The sequence below is a fragment of the Streptomyces sp. A0592 genome (assembly GCF_004795115.1).
GTDB lineage: Bacteria > Actinomycetota > Actinomycetes > Streptomycetales > Streptomycetaceae > Streptomyces > Streptomyces erythrochromogenes.
Genome location: NZ_SSBM01000035.1, coordinates 1 through 18,309, shown reverse-complemented (window position 1 = coordinate 18,309; position 18,309 = coordinate 1). Strand labels below are relative to the sequence as shown.

Below are 18,309 nucleotides of genomic sequence, written 5' to 3'. Positions count from 1 at the left end.
CTGCCGGGGTCCGGCCGCGGGCGACCGCGGCCGGACCGGCGCGTCAGAGTTCCTCGCCGAGCGGTAGCCGGTGGATGCCCGGCAGGTACTCGTCGAGCTCCCCCGGTGTGAACCGGGACATGCCCACCACGTGCCAGAACTCCCCGGCCACGTCGCCCTCGTACTTGTAGCCGCCGGCCGGTGTCAGCGCCGCCCAGCCGCCCGCCACGCCCATCAGCGTCGCGCGCAGGGACGGCGGTTCCCCGTCCGCCGGGATGCTCCAGAGCCGTACGGTGCCGTCCTCGGCGCCGCTCGCCAGGAGGCCGCCGTCCGGGGAGAAGGCCAGGGAGAGCACCCGTCCGGTGTGGCCCACGAGGTCGGTGATCCGCTCGCCCGTGTCGGCGTCCCAGAGGGCGACCGCGCGGTCGTCGCCGGCCGCGGCCAGCAGCGGCCGGCGCGGGTGGGCGGCCACCGCCCACAGCCGTCCGCCTCGACCGCGCAGGCGCAGGGGCTCCTGCCCGTCCCGCCGGACGATGGCGCTGCCGTCCCAGCTCACGCTCGCCAGCCACGCGCTTCCCTGGCCGTACGCGACGCCGTACACCCGGTCCGCGTGGCCGGCGCCGCCGCCGAACTCCTCCAGCAGGCGGCCGCTGCGTGCCTCCCACACCCGTACGACGCTGTCGTCGCAGCCGGTGGCCAGTACGTCGCCGTCCGAGCGGAAGGCGATGGAGCGGACCCGGCCCCGGTGCCCGGCCAGGTTCGACACGGGTGAACCGGTCGCGCGGAACCAGACGCGGACCGAGTCGTCGTCGTTGGCGGTGGCGAGCAGGGTGCCGTCGGCGTTGAAGGCCTCCGCCCACACGTGCTCGGTCTCGGCGTCGAGCTCGCGCAGGTACTGGCCGCCCACCGGGTCCCACAGGTACATGTCGCCGTCGTTGCTGGCGGTGGCCAGGACGGGTCCGACGGGGCTGAACGCCGCGGAGACCAGCCGGTCGCCGCGGCCGAGGAGCTCTTGCGTACGCTGCCCGGTGCGCGTGTCCCAGAGGCGTACGACGCCGTCGTTGCCGGCGGTCGCCAGCTGGGAGCCGTCCGCGCCGAAGGCGACGCCGCTGATCCTGCGGCCGTGCCCGCGCAGGATGCGCTTGCCCTGGCCGGTGGCGGAGTCCCAGATCTGCGCGCCGCCGTCGTTGCCAACGGTGAGCAGCTCGCTGTCGCCGGGGCGGAAGGCGCACGCCCAGGCGGTGCCGCGGTGGTCGGCGGGCTGCTGGGGGTGGAGGGCGATCGTGTAGCCGTGGGGGCGCCCCGCGACCGTCCAGAGCCGGACCGCCCCGTTGCTGTCGCAGGCTGCGAGGAGGTCGCCGCCGTCGCCGAACAGCACCTGGTAGACGGCGCCCGTGCCCCGTTCGAGGACGCCGGCGGGGGTGCCGACGACCGGGTCCCAGAGCCGGACCTGACCGTCGGTGCAGCCGCTGGCGAGGAGGTTGCCGTCGGGGTGGAAGTCGAGGACGTACACGCGGCCGGTGTGTCCGGTGAACTCGTGCAGCAGCCGGGCGTCGGACGCCCGCCAGATCCGCACGGTGCCGCCCCCTCCTCCCGTGCCCCGGTCCGCGGTGGCGAAGAGGGTGCCGTCGGGGCTGAACCGGGCCCGGTAGACGGCTCCTTGGTGCCCGTCGATCTCCCGTACACACGTGCCGGTGTTCAGGTCCCACAGACGTGCCTTCGCGGCCGCGTCGCCGGTGAGCAGATGACCGTCGCGGCTGTGGACGGCGGTGTAGACGGGCGCGGTGTGGCCGGGCAGCCGGTGCACGGGCCGCCCGGTGGCCACGTCCCAGACCGTGACCATGCCTTCGCTGTCGCCGGTGGCGAGCAGCGTGCCGGCCTCGTCGAAGGAGACCGGCCACACCCCGTCGGGGTGGATCTCCAGGGTGTGGCGGCAGGCGCCGGTCACCGGGTCCCAGAGGCGTACGGTGCCGTCGGACCCGCCGGTGGCGATCACGTCCGGCCGGAACTTCACCGCGTAGACGCGCCCTTCGTGTCCCTGGAGGGTGCGCACCGCCCGTCCGTCGTCGGCGCCGCACACGAGGATGGACCCGTCCTCGCTGCCGACCGCGAGGAGTTCGCCGTCGCTGCTGTAGGCGATGGGTTCGGGCAGGCGGCCGGTGCGCATGCCGAAGCCGTATGGGACCCCGACCGCCGAGGGCCGGAATCCGGCGTCCACCGGCATCCCGGGGGCGATCGCGGCGGTTCCCAGTTCGGGGGCGGCCCGTACGGCGTCGTCCATGCGGACGTCGATGAGTGCGGCACGGTGCCAGCGGCTGCCGGTCAGCACGGCACCCCGCAGGTCGGCCCGGGTCAGGCGGGCCCGGCTGAGGTTCGCGCCGGTCAGGTCGGCCCCGCTCAGGTCGGCCCGGTCGAGGCGGGCCCCGGTCAGCCGGGTGCCCCGCAGCAGGGCTCCGGCGAGGTTGGCGCCGATCAGCCGGGTGTCGGTGAGGTCGGCGTCGGAGAGGTCGACGCCGCAGAAGTCCCGGTGCGAGAGGTCCTCGCCGGCCAGCCGGGCGCCCCGCAGGTCGGCGTTGGCCGGCACCCGCAGCCGGTCGCTGATGCGGACGGCGTTGGCACGGGCGGCGTCACTGGTCCCGCGGCCGGGTGCGTCGAGGACCTCGCGCACCCACCGGGCGCACAGCTCGTGGTCGGCGAGGTCGCAGAAGAACTCGACGGCGAGCTGGCTGAGCGGGCGGGCGACGAGCAGGGTGTGGCGGCCGCGGCCCAGCTGGTGGGCGGCTTCGCGCGCCACGAGCCATTCGACGACGGAGCCGTGGATGAACTGGAAGACGCCGTCGGAGCTGCGGACCAGCAGGCTGCCCGCGCCGACCGCCTGGGCCCGTTCGGACGGGGTGAGCGGGGACTGGGTGAGCTCGCTGAGGGTGGCGGCGACGGTCTCGGTGAGCTCGTCCAGGCGCAGGGCGCTGCGGCCGCTCTCCCACAGCCGCCGGGCCAGCGCGGTCACGGCCGCCCACAGTTCGTCGACGGTGAGTCCGGGCGGGGCGCCGGGCCCGCCCTGGCCGCGCGCCTCCTCGTAGGCGAGCCAGGAGGTGAAGACGTCCTCGTACAGCCGGGCCGGGCTGAGGGCGCGGCCGGCGCCGGCGACCGCGCGCAGCTGGTCCTGGCTCAGGTCCGCGACGAAGGAGAGCAGGCGCGGGTTGCGGCAGAGCATCAGGAGGTCGGGGATGTTGTGCAGGAGCCGGTAGCGCTGGTCGGCGGCGCGTTCGTCGCCGTAGCTGCGTACGAGGTAGGAGCGGATCTGCGCCGGGGTGAAGCCCTCGACGGACAGGACGCGCCGCTGCGGCAGCAGTCCGACGCGCTCCCCGAGCGCGGTGAGGACCTGGGCGTGCGACTTGAAGTGCTGGGTGCGGCTGCTGACGACGATCTTGGCGTTGTCGACGGCGGCGTCGAGGAGGACCTGGAGGTGGTCGGCGGCCCGGTCGTAGCTGACCCGGTGGACCAGTTCGTCGAAGCCGTCGAAGAGCAGGACGACGCGGCCCTGGGCGAGCATGTAGCGCAGGGCCCGCAGGTCGATGGTGTCGACCTCGTGGCTGGCGAGGTGGGCGGCGACGAGGCCTTCGAGGCTGTGCGCCCGGTCGAGGGTGTTGAGCGGGATCAGCAGCGGCGTCAGGTGCGGGAGCTGTTCGGGGATGCGGCGGGCCAGCTCGCGCAGGGCGAAGGTCTTGCCGTGTCCGAAGTCGCCGAGGAGCAGGACGAAGCGGCCGTGGTCGGATTCGAGGAGTTCCAGGAGCTCCTCGACGAGGCCGTCGTGCTCCTGTCCGTCGGGGCGGTCCGCGTCGCGGTAGCGCTGGGGCAGGTACAGGCCGGGGGCGTACTGCTCGCTGCTGCCGAGCCGGGCCGTCTGCGCGGCGACGTAGCCGCGCAGGTCGAGCAGGCCCTGGAACTCGATGAAGCTGCGCACCCTGACCCGCACGCCGTGGCCGGCCGCCCGGCGGCGCAGCCCGCCGGCCGGTGCGTCGCCGCCGTGGACGAGGACGGCCTCGGAGCCGGAGTCGGTCGCGTGCACCTGGCCGACGAACCGGTCGATCTCCTCCTCGGTGGGCGTCCCGGGGTGGACGGCGATGCGCTGCTGCTGGACGACGTCGTCCTCCGGCTCCTGCCAGGTGGCCATGATCTGGACCATGTCACCCGGTTCGCGGCGCGGGACGTCGCGCAGCCGGACGCCCGCCCTGCGTACCCGGCAGATCTCCTTGACCCGCTCGGCGAGCGCGGCGGCGGGGTCGTCGAGGGGTGCCCGGCCCTGGGCGTGCTCGACGTTGATCACGGGGGGCAGTTCGGGGACCGGGAAGACCCGGCGGGTGTGCCGCCACTCGCCGGGGAACCGCTCGGCCTCGGAGGTGATCCGGTCGTCCCACCGGGTGACGGCGTCCGCGGTGACCTGGAGCAGTTGGAAGCGGGCGGGGGCCGCAGAGCCGAAGAGCGGCAGCCCGCCGGCGGGTCCGGTGAGCCGGCTGTGTCCGGGGGTGGCGGACAGGGTGCGCGGGCCGCCGGTCGGGCCGTGCAGCAGCAGGTGGAGCCGCGGGGCGGCGAGCCGGGCGAGGGTGTCGACGTCGCGCAGGCCGCCGGGGCCGCCGACCGCGTCGCCGGGGCGGCGGCCGTCGGTGAGCGGGTGGCGCAGCGCGCCGATGCGCAGCCAGCCCTCGTCCTCGTAGCGGCGCATGGCCTCGGCGAACCAGGCGGCCTGGTCGCGGCCGATGAAGCCGTACTGCTCCTCCTGGCGGTGGCTGTAGGCGATGGAGGAGTTGAATCCGGCGACGACCGTGCTCAGTTCGGGGACCGGGAAGAGGGTCCAGGGCTGGTCGCTGTCGAAGACGGTGTCCAGTCCCTGGTAGAGGCCGCGGAACAGGCGTGTGTAGTGGCGCCACTTGGGCCAGTACGGCGGCTGCGGTGCGACCTCGTCGGCCTCGCAGGTGTGGAAGTAGGCCTGGGAGGCGGCCTGGTTCACGTCCTGTGCTCCGGGGACGACCATCACGCGCTGGGGCGACAGGTCGAGCTGGGCGCGCAGGGTGGTGAGGAAGCTGAGGGCCTGGTCGCACTCGCGGGGGCTGCCGGAGGCGGTGAGGTCGCCGGTGACCACCATCAGGTCGGGGGACGGGGCGCCCGCGTCCCTGAGCATGATCAGGTCGCCGCGGATCTGGCGGCTGAGCGAGTCGGGTTCGCGACCCCGCCCGAAGTCGGGCCCGGCCAGGTGCAGGACGGTCACGGCGTCGTGGCCGCTGCCGGCGGCACCGGCCGGGGAGGCCTGCGGGTAGAGGGGCGCCCGGGCCGGACGGCGGCGGCCCGCCCAGCCGGGTCCGGCGAGCGCGCTCGGCCGGAGCCGGCCCGGGTGGGCCTGCTCGGGGAGGCGGACACCGCCCGGGCCGCCGCCCGATGCGGTGCCCGCCGCGGTGCCCGAGCCGCTGCCGGGGTAGCCGGGCCGCCGGCCGGGGCGGGCGTGCCCGTCGACGGCCTGTTCGACCCGGGTGAGCAGCAGGGAGCGGGCGGTGTCGGTGTCGGCGACGCCCACCAGGTCGACGTAGGTGATCGTGGCGAGGAGTCCCTCGATCGGCATCTCGTCCACCCGGACGGTCAGGAGGCGTCGTTCGGGTGACTCGGGGGAGGCACGGAGCGCGGCCTGCCATTCCATGCGCCCGTAGGTGGAGCGTTCATAGTGGCGCGACAGGACGGCGATCACGGCGACGGACTCGCTGACCCCGCGGTCCATGAAGTCTATGAAGTTGGTCCCCGGTACGAAGTCCCAGGCCTGCACCACCGTGCGGTAGCCGGCTTCCTCCAGGGTCCAGGCGATCCACGCGGCCCATTTCTCGTCCGCCGGCGAGTAGCTGATGAAGAAGTCGAACTCCCGTGCCGACGCCCCGAATTGCCCGTCCGTCATCATGGATCCCATGGTAGGGCGGGGGCTCCGGCCGCGACCCCCTCCCACCGAGGACGGGTCGCGGAGCGTGAGGGTCCGCTCACTGGGCCCGGCGCGGGGGTGTCCGGTTCCGGCCGGGACCGTCTGCCGCCCCGGCGCGTGTGTGTGCGACTCTGTTCGCCGTGTCTTCCCTCAGGCGTCTGCATCCACTGGACTGGCTGGCCGGCGGGCTGCTCGCACTCGGTGTGCTCTGCGTCGCCACCGGTCTGCTCCCGCACGAGCCCGCCGGGGACGTCCTGCGACGCATCGGGCCGCTGGTGGTCTTCCTGGCGACGGTCATCGTCCTCGCCGAGCTGACCGGCAGGGCGGAGGTCTTCGACGTGGTCGCCACCTGGGTGGCGCGGGTGGGCCGCGGCAACTACGCCCTGCTCTTCCTCCTCTGCGTCGCGTTCGCCTCCGTCACGACGATCACCCTGAACCTGGACACGACGGCGGTCCTGCTGACCCCGGTGATGCTGGCGCTGGCGACCCGGGTGGGCATCGCGGCCGTACCGCTGGCGATGACCACGGTGTGGCTGGCCAACACGGCGAGCCTGCTGCTGCCCGTGTCGAACCTGACGAACCTGCTCGCCGCGGACCGGGTGGCGCTGGCCCCGTCGGAGATGGCCGCCACCATGTGGGCGCCGCAGCTGGCCGCCATCGCCGTGACGATGGCCTGTCTGTGGGGCTTCTACTGGCGCCCGGGGCGGCGCGGCGCGGTCAGCTACGCGCCCCCGGCTCCGCCGCGCCCCAAGGACCGGGTCCTGTTCCGGGTGTGCGCGGTGGCGTGCGGCGGGTTCCTCGTGGCGCTGCTCCTCGCGGACGTGCCGCTGTGGTCGGCGTCGATGGCGGCCGCGCTGGTCGTGGTGGCGGCCTTCGCGGTCCGCGACCGGGGGGCGCTGCGGCCGTCCCTGATCCCGTGGCGGCTGCTCGTCCTGGTGCCGGGCATGTTCCTCGTCGTGGAGACCGTCAACGCGCACGGGCTGCACGACGTCCTGGCCGCGGCGATGGGTGCGGACAACGACCTCGTCGGAATGCTGAGGTCGGCCGCGGTCGGTGCGGGCTTCTCCAACGTGCTCAACAACCTGCCGGCCTACCTGGCGGGCGAGGCGGCCATCCCCGAGGCCAACCACCACCAGCTGCTGGCGCAGCTCATCGGCGTCAACGTCGGCCCGGTCATCACGCCGTGGGCCTCGCTGGCCACCCTGCTGTGGTTCGAACGGTGCCGCTGGCACGGCACCCGCATCGAGATGCGCCGCTTCCTCGGTACCGGGCTGGTCCTCTCGGTGGCCGGCACCCTGGCGGCGACGCTGGCCCTGGCCGCCACCACCTGAGGCGGCGGCAACCCCTCAGGCTACGGCGCCCACCTCCCTCAGCAGGTGTGCCAGGGTCTCGCCGCGCGCCGCGACGAAGCTGCGCCGGGAGTCGTCCCCGGCGAAGCCGGGGGTGAAGGGCGCCCCGGACAGGGTGCGCAGTTCCACCCCCGCCTCGGCGGCGAGCAGCGCCCCGGTCGGCAGGTCCACTCCCTCGGCGCGGTAGCCGACGAAGGCGTCGATGGTGCCGCGTGCCAGCAGGCTCCAGCCGAGCAGCGGCGCCCACAGCTGGAGGACCCGCCGGCAGTGGAGCTCCAGCGCACCGCGCAGGGCAACCGCCGTCGCGTCACCGCGCCGCACGGCGTACCCCTGGGTCCAGGCGACGACGGGACCGGGGCGGGGCAGGCCGGGCACGGGGCCCGTCAGCACTCCGGAGCTGCCGTGGGCCCCGTGCCCTCTGACCGCGTGCCAGGTCTGTCCGGTGACCGGCTCGTGCACCACGCCCAGCACCGGTGCGCCGGCCAGGCACAGTCCGATGCCGACGGCGTAGGCGGGCAGGCCGATCGCGACGTTGTTGCTGCCGTCCAGCGGGTCGACCAGCCAGGTGCGCTCGCCCGCCGCGTCCAGCAGTCCGGCCTCCTCGGACAGGATCCGGTCGTCCGGGAAGTGCCGCTGGATCCGTCCCAGTACGAGCTTTTCGGCGGCGAGGTCGAGGTCGACCTGGACGTCCCCCGACTCGTCCTTCGTCCGCAGGCAGTGCGCGTCCCCGAAGCGCCTGCGCAGCAGGCCGCCCGCCTCCTCCGCCGCGGCGACGGCGATCCGCCGCTCGCGGTCGAATTCAGGCCCGTTGCTGCGCATCGATCCTCCTGAGGACGGTGTGGACGCTGCGTACGGTCTGCGCCTTGTCGCACAGCCGGCGGGTCGTGCGGCGCGGCCGGCCGTCGAGCGGTCCGAGCGAGAGGTCGCGCCGGCCGGGGACCGACAGCCCGTGCACCAGGGTGGCCGCCGGTTCCGGGCCTTCCAGGGCAGTGGCGTGGAACTCCCCCGCGGGCAGTGTGTACGTCTCCCCGCCGGAGCTGATGTGGGCGGGACCGGGCTCGCTGTGTACCAGCAGGGGCGTGGGGCGGATCTCGTCCACGCCGTCGCTGTGGCTGTGCACCTCGAACACCCGGTGGGTCGCGCCCTCCTCGCCGTCCCGTACCGCCGTGGTGCGTACGGGAAGGTTGGCGACCCGCCCGTACAGCACACGGCTGTGCAGTTCCCAGCTGTGGGCGTGCAGGGGAGAGGCGTCGGGCTCGGCTCGGTTGTCGGCCTCGAAGAGGTGCACGCAGATTCCGCGCAGGCCTTCTCTCAGCAGCGGCAGGCACAGGAACCCGAGCGGATGGCGCACCGCACGCAGCTCACGGTCCCCGGAGGCGATCTCCTCCAGGGAGACAAGGGTCCTTTCGAGCTCGTGGTCCATGGCACGCGCCGGAGCGCCTCACCTCCTGTAGGGGTCCTCCGCGTGCAGGGCCTTCTCGATGATCTTGCCGATGTCGCTGTCGGTGAACACGCGCGGCAGCGAGAGCCCGAGGTCGTCGAAGAGCGTCCGCACTTCGTCGACGGTGGGTTCCTGGCCGAGGGGCGACGCGACCCGCAGATCGAGCACGGTGGCCTGCTCGCGGCTCTGGTGCAACTCGGTGACGTAGTAGTCGTAGAGCGGTTGCCCGCGCTCCACCAGCAGGTTGACCCGGGACTGGTCGTCCTGGGTGATGACGAGGCAGGTTTCGGAGAGGTCGAAGCGCAGGGTGGGCACGGCGGACGAGAGGTGCACGCTGATCTCGAGGGTGGTCAGCTGCCGCTGGTACCAGCAGGCGGCGAGGACGGTGGCGTACGACTCCCGGCGGACCCGGTCGGTGGTCCACACGTCGTCGCCCCGGCGCTGCCCGCCGAACATCTGCCGGAACCGGGCGTAGGCGGCGCAGGCGCGCTCGTCGGCCGGGTTGACGATGTCGATCTTCACATTGAGCTGGGAGCGCTGCTCCTTGGCCGCGGCCACGCACAGCGGCAGGGTGACCGCCCTGAGGTAGGTGCCCGTACCTCCCTTGAAATACCAGAGGTTGGTGTGCTGCCTGGCCTTGCGCAGGGCCTCGCCGACCTCGTTGCCGGAGAGGGAGCGGACCATGGCGAGGTCCTCCAGGGCCTGGCGGGTCCCGCTCAGCGCCTCGTGGATGCTGGCGGGCCGGCGCACCCGCTCCACGATCGAGCCGGTCGCGAGGAGGCCGAGGACGACGAGGGTGGCACCGGAGGAGACGTCGTCGCTGACGACGTCTCCGAAGATGTCGAGGAAGCCGACCGCCATGGCGACGCAGAGGGCGACCACCACGTCGGCGTTGCGCAGCATCCAGGCCACGAAGCGTTCCAGCCGCCCGACCTGTGCTGCCATGAACGCATCCCCTCCCCCGCCCCTGCTGTCGATGGTAGGGATCCTCCGGCGGCGCCACCAGAGCGACTTCGCGTCGCGGAACGGCGCCCGCGCGCACGCCGGTTCACACCCCGCGGCCGGAGGGTGTCGGGCGTCGGCGGGGTGTCAGGCGTCGGCGGGTGTCAGCAGCCGGGTGCGCAGCTGCTCCGCGGTCCGGTCCGAGAGGCCCACCCGGTCCTTGAGGTAGCCGTGCACCGAGCCGTGGCGGGCCCGGAGGTCCGCCAGCACCAGCTCCATGATCACCGCGGGGGCACGGCCGTAGCTCGGCCACTTCATGACCCGGTCCGGGTTGGCGGCCCGCCAGTCCGCGGCGAGGCGCTCGGTGGCCAGCTCGGTGAGCGCGAAGTCGGCGAGGACCTGCTCCTCGGGGACACCGAGCAGGGTGAGGACGAACGCGGCGATCAGCCCGGTCCGGTCCTTGCCCGAAGTGCAGTGGAAGACCACCGGCCCGGGCGCTTCCGCGATCGTCTCCAGGACCTGCCGGATCTCCTCGGCGCCGTCCTCGGTGACCTCCGCGAACCGGTCGGCGAGATAGCGCCAGGGGTCGATCGCGGGGTCGATCTCGGCCTGGTCGTAGGGCCGGTGCTCGATGCTCAGGTTGACGTACCGGAACCGCTCCGCCTCGGGCACCCGGCCCTTGGCCGCCATCTCCCACGGGTAGCGCAGGTCGATCACGGTGGCGATGCCCAGCTCCAGGAAGCGGTCCCAGTCGGCGCCGCGCAGTTTGCCCAGTGAGTCGGCGCGGTACAGGGTCCGCCACCGGACGGTTGCGCCGTCGGCGCCGCTGTAGCCGCCCAGATCACGGAAGTTGTGCAGGTTCTCGAATGCGACGTGCCGGTCCATCGACGCTCCCCCTCGTCCGTGGCGATGCCGCTCCCGACGGCGCCCCGGGCCCACCGTAGATCATCCGGCCCGGCCCGCGGCGCCCCGGGAGGGGCGTCGCGGGCTCGGCAGGATCCGCGGGGCACGGAGGGCTCTAGCGGGCCGCCGGCACTGCTGCCTCCCGGCGGTCCGCCGGGAGGTCGAAGGCCTCGGCCAGCAGCTCGTAGGAGCGCCGCCGGTCGGACGGGTCGGCCGTCAGGGTGTTGATGATCAACTCGTCCACCCCGTGGGTGGCGGCGAGCCCCGCCAGTACGGCGTGCACCTGCTCGGGCGCCCCGGAGACCAGGGCCGTGCGGTGCACCCTGGCCCGCTCCAGCTCCGCGCCCGTCCAGCGGTGGCGGCGCGTGGTCTCGTACGACGGCAGCGGCGCGTCCCGGCCGAGGTCCTTGCGGGCGCGCCACAGCAGCAGGCTCTGGGCCAGCTCCTCGGCGCGGCCGGCGCTGTCGGCCGTGACCACGCGTACCGCGAGGGCGCCGCCGGCGGGCCGGCCGGTGGCCCGGCGGAACTGGGAGCGGTAGTCGTCGAACGCCTCGGCGCCGCCCACCGGGGAGAAGAAGTGCCCGAAGGCGAACTCGGTGCCCAGCAGGCCGGCCAGCCGCGCCGACTCGCGCCCCGCGCCCAGGAGCCACATCTGCGGTGGGACGGGCGGGTGCGGTACGACGCCGCCCGCGCCCAGCAGCGTCCGCAGGTCCGCGAGCCGCTGCGGGAAGTCCCGTGCGGGGCCGCCGGCCCGGCCGATGCCGAGGTCGACGCGGCCCGGGTGGAGTGAGGCGAGGACCCCGAAGACCTCGGCGACCTTCGCCGGTTCGTAGCGGGGCAGCAGTACCCCGCCGGTGCCGATCCGCATACGCGAGGTGTGGGCGAGCAGGGCTCCCGCGAGGATCTCGGGGGCGCTGCTCGCGAAACCCGGGGAACCGTGGTGCTCGGCGGCCCAGTAGCGGGTGTACCCGAGGTCCTCGGCGGCCCGGGCGAGGTCCACGGAGGCGCGCAGCGCCTGGTCCGCGGTGTGGTCCTCGCCGACGGGCGTCTGGTCCAGTACGGACAGTCGCGGCTTCGTCATGGCGGACGGCCTTACAGTGCTGGTGGGCGGGGAGGCCGGTGGCGCCCGCCACGGTCGCCGGGACGATCCTGAAGTCCCGTTCGAAGACGAGGTTGTGCAGGTCGGCGGCGGCGATGGCGCGCATCGTGGGGAGTTCGGCGGCGGCCTGCTCCTCGTCGAAGACGTTGAGCGCCATTCGGAGACCGTGGCGCCGCGCAGGTGGGGGTGGTGGAAGCCCGCGCCGTAGTGGGCGTAGAGCGTCACCGGCGGGATGTCGGCGGTCGACTGCTCGTCCCACCAGAGGGTCCAGGCGTGGAAGAGGCTGCCGTCGTCGGCGCGTTGCACGCCGCTGGCGTCGACCACGCCCCGGCCGAGGAGGAGTTTGTCGTTGAGTTCGGCGAGTGCCCGGCGGGCGTAGGGGTCGAGGAGCCGGGCGGCGGTGCGGAAGTGCTCCTCCTTGTCGGGACGGGTGACGGCGCCGCCGTGGTGGCCGTCGCGGAGGTCGGCGAAGTGCCGTAGAAGGGCGTCGAGATTGTTGGTCGGGGCTCATGTCGGCTCCACGTGGGATGAGTTGAAGGAGGAGGGTGGAAGGGGTGCTTCAGGCGCCGGGGGCGGCCGGTGAGGTGAGCAGGCGCAGGGCCACGCCCAGCCAGCCGCGCAGGGTCGCCGTCTCGGGTCCGCCGCTCGTGGCGCGGCTCGGCTGGAGGAACGCCCCGTGGCCGGTCTGCCCGAACTCCCGCAGGGTGACTTCCACCCCGGCCGCGTGCAGCAGGCGCGCGTAGCGGTGTACGTCGTCAGCGACGGGGTCGAGGTCGCCGGTGGTCAGGACGGCCCGTGCCACGCCGCGCAGGTCGGCCGCCTCGAAGGGGGTGCTGTGGAGCAGGGTGCCGTCGGCGGCGGCGGGCCGGCCCGGGTCCCGGTAGTCCTGCCGGCCGCCGTCAGACAGGAGGCGGTGGGGAACATGTCGGGGAAGCGGTGGTACGAGGCTGCCGCGCAGCCGGGATCCAGCGGCGGGTAGACGAGGACCTGCGCGGCCAGCGGGAGGGCCCTGTCGCGGCAGGCGAGGGCGGCACAGGCGGCGAGGGTGGCTCCCGCGCTGTCTCCGCCGACCGCGACGGGCAAGGATTCCCCGGCGCGTTCCCCGGCGCGTTCCCCGGCCTGTACCCGAGCCTGCTCCCGGGCCCAGGCGAGCGCCGCCAGTACGTCCTCGACCATGGCCGGGTGGCGCACCTCGGGGACGAGCCGGTAGTCGACGCTGGCGACGGCGAAGCCGGAGGTCCGGGCGAGTTCGGCGGTGGGGCCGTGCCAGTCCCGGGCGGACCCGGCGCGCCGGCTGCCGCCGTGGGCCCAGACCAGCCAGCCCTGCGGTGCGGACGCCGCCGGCCGGTACACCCGGGCGGGGACGGGGCCGGACGGGGAGGGGATGCGCGCGTGCTCCCAGCGGACCTGGGCACGGCTCTGTGCGGCGGCCGAGTGGGTGGGTGTTGCCATCGGGGTTCCTTCCCTCCGTGCCTGGGGCCAACGTTCGCCGCCTCGGCAGGTGTGTCACAAGGCGGAGTTGCCTTAGTTGCCGGGCTGCTTGGTGCGGAGGAAGAGGACGGTGGTGAGGATCCCGACCACCACGATGGCGGTGTTGACGATGACCGCGGTGGTGACGCCCGCATGGATGTCGGTGCTCGCGGCGGCGACCGCCGACATGATCGGCGTGCCCATCGTGATACCGATCTGCTGCGTCATCGTCGCCAGACCCGTCGCCATACCCTGCTCGTGATCCGGCAGACCCGTCGTCGCGGTCACCATGAACCCCACGATCACCAGCATGTTGCCGACACCACCCGCGAACGTCGCGACCAGCAACAGCCACATCGACGCCGACGCCGGCGACTCACCCAAAGCCACCAGACTCAGCGTCGCCACCGCCTGCAGCACACCACCGATGATCAGCGTCGACCGCGTCCCCACCGCACCGATCACCCGCGGAGCGACCGAACCACCGATCACCGTCCCGATCCCCAGCACACCGAACGACAGACCAGCCGTCAGCGGCGAGAAGTCCAACACCTCCTGCAGGTACAACGTCATCAGGAACACCAGACTGGTCTCCGTCAGAAACGCGATCAGACCCGCAATGTTCCCCCACGCGACCGTCTTCTTCTTCAACACGCTCACCGGAACCAGCGGAGCCGAACTCCTCGCCTCGATCGCATAGAAAGCGACCAGCAGCGCCACACCCGCAGCCAGCCAGCCCAACGCCGACGGCGCACCCCAACCATGCTCACCCGCCTGCGTCAACCCGTAGATCAGAGCCAGCAGACCCAGGGTGACGGCCGTCGCACCCGGCACATCCAGCCTCGGACGCACCGCCGGACGCGACTCCTTGATCACCGTCGGAGCGATGAACAACACCGCCAGAGCCACCGGCACGTTGATGAAGAACGCCCACCGCCACGACAACAGATCCGTGAGCACCCCACCCAGGATCGCCCCGTCGTGAACCCCGCCGACATCAGAGCACCGTTCAGACCCAACGCCCTCTGACGCAGCGGCCCTTCAGGGAACGACGTAGTGAGCAGGGACAGACCCGCCGGCGTCACCGCCGCCGTCGCAAGACCCTGGAACACACGCGCCACGATCAGCATCTCCGGCGACGTCGCCAGACCACCCGCCAGCGACGACAGACCCAGCACCGCCAGACCCACCAGGAACAGCCGCCGACGACCGAACAGGTCCGCGACCCGCCCGAACAACAACGTGAAACCCGCAGCACACAACGCGAACGACGTCGCAATCCACTGCAGATTCGACAACGAGAAACCGAGCCCGTCACCGATCACCGGCAACGCCACATTCAAAATCGAGAAATCCACCGCCAGCATGAACTGCGCCACCAGCAGCACCACAAGCACCAACCTCAGGCGCCCATCCAAACGGGCCGGCACCTCCCCCGCACCCGCATCAACCCGCGCACCCTCGACAACCGACATCGCCAGACTTCCTTTCCTACACACACATGAACGGGGCCTTCCAGCAGGGAAGGCCGGTATGGGGGGTGGAGGACCGCTCAGGACGGGCCTCCGCCGAGGCGCGGCGGCCCAGTTCCTCCGACAGTTCCTGCCAGTCGCGGGCGCACTGCGCGGCAGCGGCGGCAGCGGTCTCGGCGCGGTACGGGGGTACCGCGGCGACGATCCGCTCCCGCTGGCGCAGACCGCTCACCTGGAGGTCGAGCATGCGCAGCAGCAGCCTGCCCGCCTCGCTGAGCCTGAGCAGGGGGTCCTTGCACAGGCCGGTGACCAGCGTGGGCAGCGGTTGCCCGCGGGCCCGTCCCCGGTCCGCCGTCCGGGCCGGCGGGGACGGTGCGCTGCCGGAGCGGCGCTGCCCCGCCGGTACGGGGTCCTCGCCCTCGCCGATCCGGCGGCGTACGTCCCGTACGGTCGAGGGCGCGATGCCCGCCTCCCGTGCGATCTGCCGCAGGGAGGCGGTGGGGCGGCCGGCGACAGACCGGTCCGCTGCGCGATCCCTCGGTCCGACCAGTCCGGGTGGGACCGCAGGATGCGCAACGCCGCGCCCGTCCGTTCCGCCTGGGTCAGCGGGAGTCCGTGGCTGATGTTGGCCTCGACCGAGAGGACGAACGCGTCCTCGGCACTGCCGTCGAAGTACGTCACGCCGACGGTGTCGCGGCCTTTCAGCACGGCCGCCCGCAAGCGGTGCGTCCCGTCGATGATCCGCATCGTGGGGCGGTGCACGAGCAGCGGCGGCAAGGTCCGGCCCGAGTTCGCGAGGGCCTGCGCGTGGCTCTCGTCCACGGGGACGGCACGGGGGGAATCCGCCGCGAGCAGTGCGCCCACCGGTACCTCGGCGGCGGCGTGGGGGGTCCGCTTCGCCGGGTGTCCTGCGTTCGAGTCGTCCATGGTTCACCTCCCTTCGTACTCGCCGCCTGGGGCGCCGCACGGTTCGCCGGGCCCCGAGAAGAAATTACGTAATTACCGTTCGGTAACCTATGGATCAGCCGAACCCTCTTGAGATTTCGGCAAGTTGGCGGAGTCGGGGCAGGTCAGGTGGGTGACCGCGGAAGTTCCCCGGTCGCCCACCGGGCGGCGGATCAGACCGGCGCGAGCTCTTCGGCGCGCACGAACTCCCGCAGCCAGGAGAGGAACTCTGGGCCAAGGTCCTCGCGCTCGCAGGCGAGCCGGACCGTCGCGCGCAGGCACTCGGCACGGTCCCCCGTGTCGTAGCGGCGGCCGGAGAAGACCACGCCGTGCACGGGGCGTCCGGCGCGCAGCAGTAGAAATCCCGGCCGATCTGATCAGCCGGGAAAGCGATGTCCCCTCGTACCCATTGCGGTCGAATTCGGCGGCGGCCACCGAGATCAGATGATTACGGGTGCGCACGCCGCGCTCTTGCTTCACCACTGCACTACCACTGCCATCCGGTTCGTTCCTCACTCACCCCCGCGCCCGGCACGGGGACGACCTCCAGCGTCACCCCGGCGCCGACCGCGCACAACGGCTACTCGACGAAGAAGCGACCATGCCCCGCCGTCCCGCGCCGCCCGCGAAGGGGCAGGCGGCGCCGTACCCCCCCAACGTGCCCAAGTCGCTCCGGAGAAGCCATACTTCAGCTGGAGAACAAAACGAACGTTCTGTATTCTCTTGGCTGTCGTGGCGCACACCGATGTCCGCACCGGAGGGGAGACGACAGATGACGGCGCACATGAGGACCAGATCCCTGGCTGCCGGCGGCACCGCCCTGGACGAGTTCACCGAACGCCTCTTCGGCCACTTACCGAGGGCCGACCAGCGCAGATGGGCCCGGGTCTATTTACAGGGCCTGCTCAGCACGCAGGGCAAGAAGTCCGTCCGCAGGCTCGCCGCGTCCGTGACCGCGTCACCCACCGCGTCCCAGTCCTTGCAGCAGTTCATCAACGCGAGCCCCTGGGACTGGGATCCGGCCCGCGCCGAGCTGCTCCGCTGGGTGGAGGAACGCCACCGGGTGCACGCCTGGACGATCGGGCAGGTCTGCTTCCCCAAGCGCGGTGAGCACTCGGTCGGCGTGCACCGCCGCTTCGACCCCGTCGCCGGACGCATCGTCAACTGCCAGTTCGGCTTCGGACTCTTTCTCTCCCTCGACGGAATGAGCGTGCCCGTCGACTGGCGGCTGGTGCTTCCGGAGAGCTGGTCGGTGGACCCGGCCCTGCGCCGTCGGGCGCGCATCTCCCCCGACGCCGCGCACCGGACGCCGGAGTCACTGGTCCTCGAACTCATCGACTCGATCGCCGGCCGCACCTCGTCGGTACGCGCCCCCGTGGTCGCCGACATCAGCCGTCTGGGAACCGCCGCCGCGCTGATCGGCACGCTCGGCCGCCGCGGCCACGACTTCCTGGTCTCCGTCCCGCCGACCCTCACCGTCCGCGCGACCGGCCCGGCCCACGGCGGAGAGCCGGCCCGGGTGCCGGTGCACGCGGCCACCGCCGGCGACCTCGCCCGGCGGGGGAACACGAGCCGTCCCGCCGCTCAGTACGCCGGCCCCGCCACGCGCCCTCAGCGGCCGCCGCGGCAGCACATCCGCTCGGCCCTGGTCCGGGTACCGGGCGGGGACCCGGCGACCCCGGGCACGCACCAGACGTACCGGCTGTTCGGCGAACCGTCCGCGTGGCCGGGGACGGGGGCGAGGCCCGGGGCCCGGCCGGGCGGGGCGGTATGGCTCACCAACATGAGCCACCACCGGATGGACGACCTGCTGCACCTGGTACGACGGTCGGGCCGGGCGGCCGCCACGCTCGGCGTCCTGGCCGACGACTTCGGCCTGCTGGACTTCGAGGGGCGTTCCTTCCCCGGCTGGCACCACCACATGACGGTGATGTCCGCGGCGTACGCCTACCAGGGCCTGTTCTCGCGGGCTTAGGGCGTTTCCTACCCCGCCGGCGGTGACGGAGTAGTGAGTGGCAGGTCCGGAGAGGGGGTGACCTTGAAGGAGTGGATGGGCACGTTGATGATCACCTTGCCCGGCTCCATCGGCGTGCGGTCCCGCGGAGCGCCGGCGCACGCGTCGGCCTCGTAGACGAACACCGACGCGTTGGTGTGGTTGGAGACCGACCGGAAGTAGCTGCCGTCCGGGGCGTCGGGAAAGACTTCCTTGACCGTGTAGCAATGCCCGTCCGCGGGGCTCCGGACGAGCTTGATCGGGGAGCCCATGAGCGGCCCGTCCTTGCCCGGCTCGCCCAGGACCACCTGTATGTCGCCGACGGCCGCCGAGGCCGGCGTCAGAGGAGCCGCTGTGAGCAGGAGGGCGGCTCCGGCCGCGACGAGGAGGGCAGGTCGGCGTGCGATCGTTCGACGGGGCATGGGAACCTCCGGGGCGCCACGTCGTCGGGGGTGCGTTCAGGAGGGCGCCCAACTCGATCCAGTATCCCCTTGAAGCATCATCGGCGCAGTGCGTCGGCCGGGGCACTGCGCCGCCGGGCCTGGCACGGGGATCCCGGCTGCGCCGGGCATCGGGCTCCGCCCCGCCCCGCGCCTCGGGAAGTGCGGGCCCGCGCCGACAAGCGCGGGCCCGGGACGGTCAGGCGCGGATGAGGGCGAGGGCCTCGTCACGGACCCGGGCCAGGGTGTCCGCGTCACGGGCCTCGACGTTCAGGCGCAGCAGCGGCTCGGTGTTCGACGCACGCACGTTGAACCAC

The 18,309-nt window shown here is 73.0% G+C and carries 14 protein-coding genes and 2 pseudogenes; 3 read left to right on the top strand and 13 right to left on the bottom strand.

Features of this window, described 5'->3' with window-relative positions; all coding sequences use genetic code 11:
* Positions 1-43: 43 nt before the first annotated feature.
* Complete coding sequence (locus E6U81_RS32270; RefSeq protein WP_136233568.1) at positions 44-5,920, bottom strand: TIR domain-containing protein; 5,877 nt, start codon at positions 5,918-5,920, stop codon at positions 44-46.
* A gap of 158 nt (positions 5,921-6,078) precedes the next feature.
* On the opposite strand from E6U81_RS32270, the gene E6U81_RS32265 reads away from it, so the two are divergent.
* The gene (locus E6U81_RS32265; protein WP_240804139.1) at positions 6,079-7,269 is read left to right on the top strand and encodes an SLC13 family permease; all 1,191 of its coding nucleotides are present in this window, start codon (positions 6,079-6,081) and stop codon (positions 7,267-7,269) included.
* Positions 7,270-7,284: 15 nt separating this feature from the next.
* Here the strand turns inward: E6U81_RS32265 and E6U81_RS32260 are convergent, their stop codons facing one another.
* The 5 genes from E6U81_RS32260 to E6U81_RS32240 all read right to left on the bottom strand — a co-directional run bounded on the left by E6U81_RS32260 (position 7,285) and on the right by E6U81_RS32240 (position 11,654).
* A complete protein-coding gene (locus tag E6U81_RS32260) occupies positions 7,285-8,106 on the bottom strand; it encodes an inositol monophosphatase family protein (protein ID WP_136233567.1) in 822 nt (273 codons plus the stop codon).
* The gene (locus E6U81_RS32255) at positions 8,087-8,710 is read right to left on the bottom strand and encodes a hypothetical protein (protein ID WP_136233566.1); all 624 of its coding nucleotides are present in this window, start codon (positions 8,708-8,710) and stop codon (positions 8,087-8,089) included. Before E6U81_RS32255 ends, E6U81_RS32260 begins: the two co-directional genes overlap by 20 nt.
* Positions 8,711-8,728: 18 nt before the next feature.
* Positions 8,729-9,673 carry a hypothetical protein gene (locus E6U81_RS32250; protein WP_136233565.1) on the bottom strand — a complete coding sequence of 315 codons (945 nt, stop codon included), beginning with the start codon at positions 9,671-9,673 and terminating at the stop codon, positions 8,729-8,731.
* Positions 9,674-9,817: 144 nt separating this feature from the next.
* Complete coding sequence (locus E6U81_RS32245; protein ID WP_136233564.1) at positions 9,818-10,555, bottom strand: tyrosine-protein phosphatase; 738 nt, start codon at positions 10,553-10,555, stop codon at positions 9,818-9,820.
* 133 nt (positions 10,556-10,688) lie between these two features.
* On the bottom strand, positions 10,689-11,654 hold the full coding sequence (locus E6U81_RS32240; protein WP_136233563.1) for an MsnO8 family LLM class oxidoreductase: 966 nt from the start codon (positions 11,652-11,654) through the stop codon (positions 10,689-10,691).
* Positions 11,655-11,945: 291 nt separating this feature from the next.
* Between E6U81_RS32240 and E6U81_RS40615 the strand changes: the two genes are divergently transcribed.
* A complete protein-coding gene (locus E6U81_RS40615) occupies positions 11,946-12,152 on the top strand; it encodes a hypothetical protein (RefSeq protein WP_136233562.1) in 207 nt (68 codons plus the stop codon).
* A gap of 79 nt (positions 12,153-12,231) precedes the next feature.
* On the opposite strand, the gene E6U81_RS41795 is transcribed toward E6U81_RS40615, so the two are convergent.
* The 5 genes and pseudogenes from E6U81_RS41795 to E6U81_RS32215 form a co-directional block, all read right to left on the bottom strand.
* Complete coding sequence (locus E6U81_RS41795; protein ID WP_206310071.1) at positions 12,232-12,474, bottom strand: alpha/beta hydrolase fold domain-containing protein; 243 nt, start codon at positions 12,472-12,474, stop codon at positions 12,232-12,234.
* Complete coding sequence (locus tag E6U81_RS32230) at positions 12,456-13,124, bottom strand: alpha/beta hydrolase (protein ID WP_206310070.1); 669 nt, start codon at positions 13,122-13,124, stop codon at positions 12,456-12,458. Before E6U81_RS32230 ends, E6U81_RS41795 begins: the two co-directional genes overlap by 19 nt.
* Positions 13,125-13,196: 72 nt before the next feature.
* A pseudogene (locus tag E6U81_RS32225) lies at positions 13,197-14,617 on the bottom strand (MFS transporter).
* A gap of 16 nt (positions 14,618-14,633) precedes the next feature.
* Positions 14,634-14,861, bottom strand: a complete 228-nt coding sequence (locus tag E6U81_RS40605; RefSeq protein ID WP_206310069.1) for a hypothetical protein — start codon at positions 14,859-14,861, stop codon at positions 14,634-14,636.
* A gap of 871 nt (positions 14,862-15,732) precedes the next feature.
* Positions 15,733-15,909: pseudogene (locus tag E6U81_RS32215) on the bottom strand (UTP--glucose-1-phosphate uridylyltransferase); the annotation flags it as partial.
* A gap of 434 nt (positions 15,910-16,343) precedes the next feature.
* On the opposite strand from E6U81_RS32215, the gene E6U81_RS32205 reads away from it, so the two are divergent.
* Positions 16,344-17,534, top strand: coding sequence for a transposase (locus E6U81_RS32205; RefSeq protein WP_240804138.1), 1,191 nt, complete (start codon positions 16,344-16,346; stop codon positions 17,532-17,534).
* 8 nt (positions 17,535-17,542) lie between these two features.
* Here E6U81_RS32205 and E6U81_RS32200 read toward each other — a convergent pair whose 3' ends face one another.
* Together E6U81_RS32200 and E6U81_RS32195 are read right to left on the bottom strand one after the other, a co-directional pair.
* The gene (locus tag E6U81_RS32200; RefSeq protein WP_136233560.1) at positions 17,543-17,974 is read right to left on the bottom strand and encodes a hypothetical protein; all 432 of its coding nucleotides are present in this window, start codon (positions 17,972-17,974) and stop codon (positions 17,543-17,545) included.
* Between the two features lie 217 nt (positions 17,975-18,191).
* The coding region (locus E6U81_RS32195; RefSeq protein ID WP_136233559.1) for a hypothetical protein at positions 18,192-18,309 on the bottom strand (118 nt) is incomplete at its 5' end.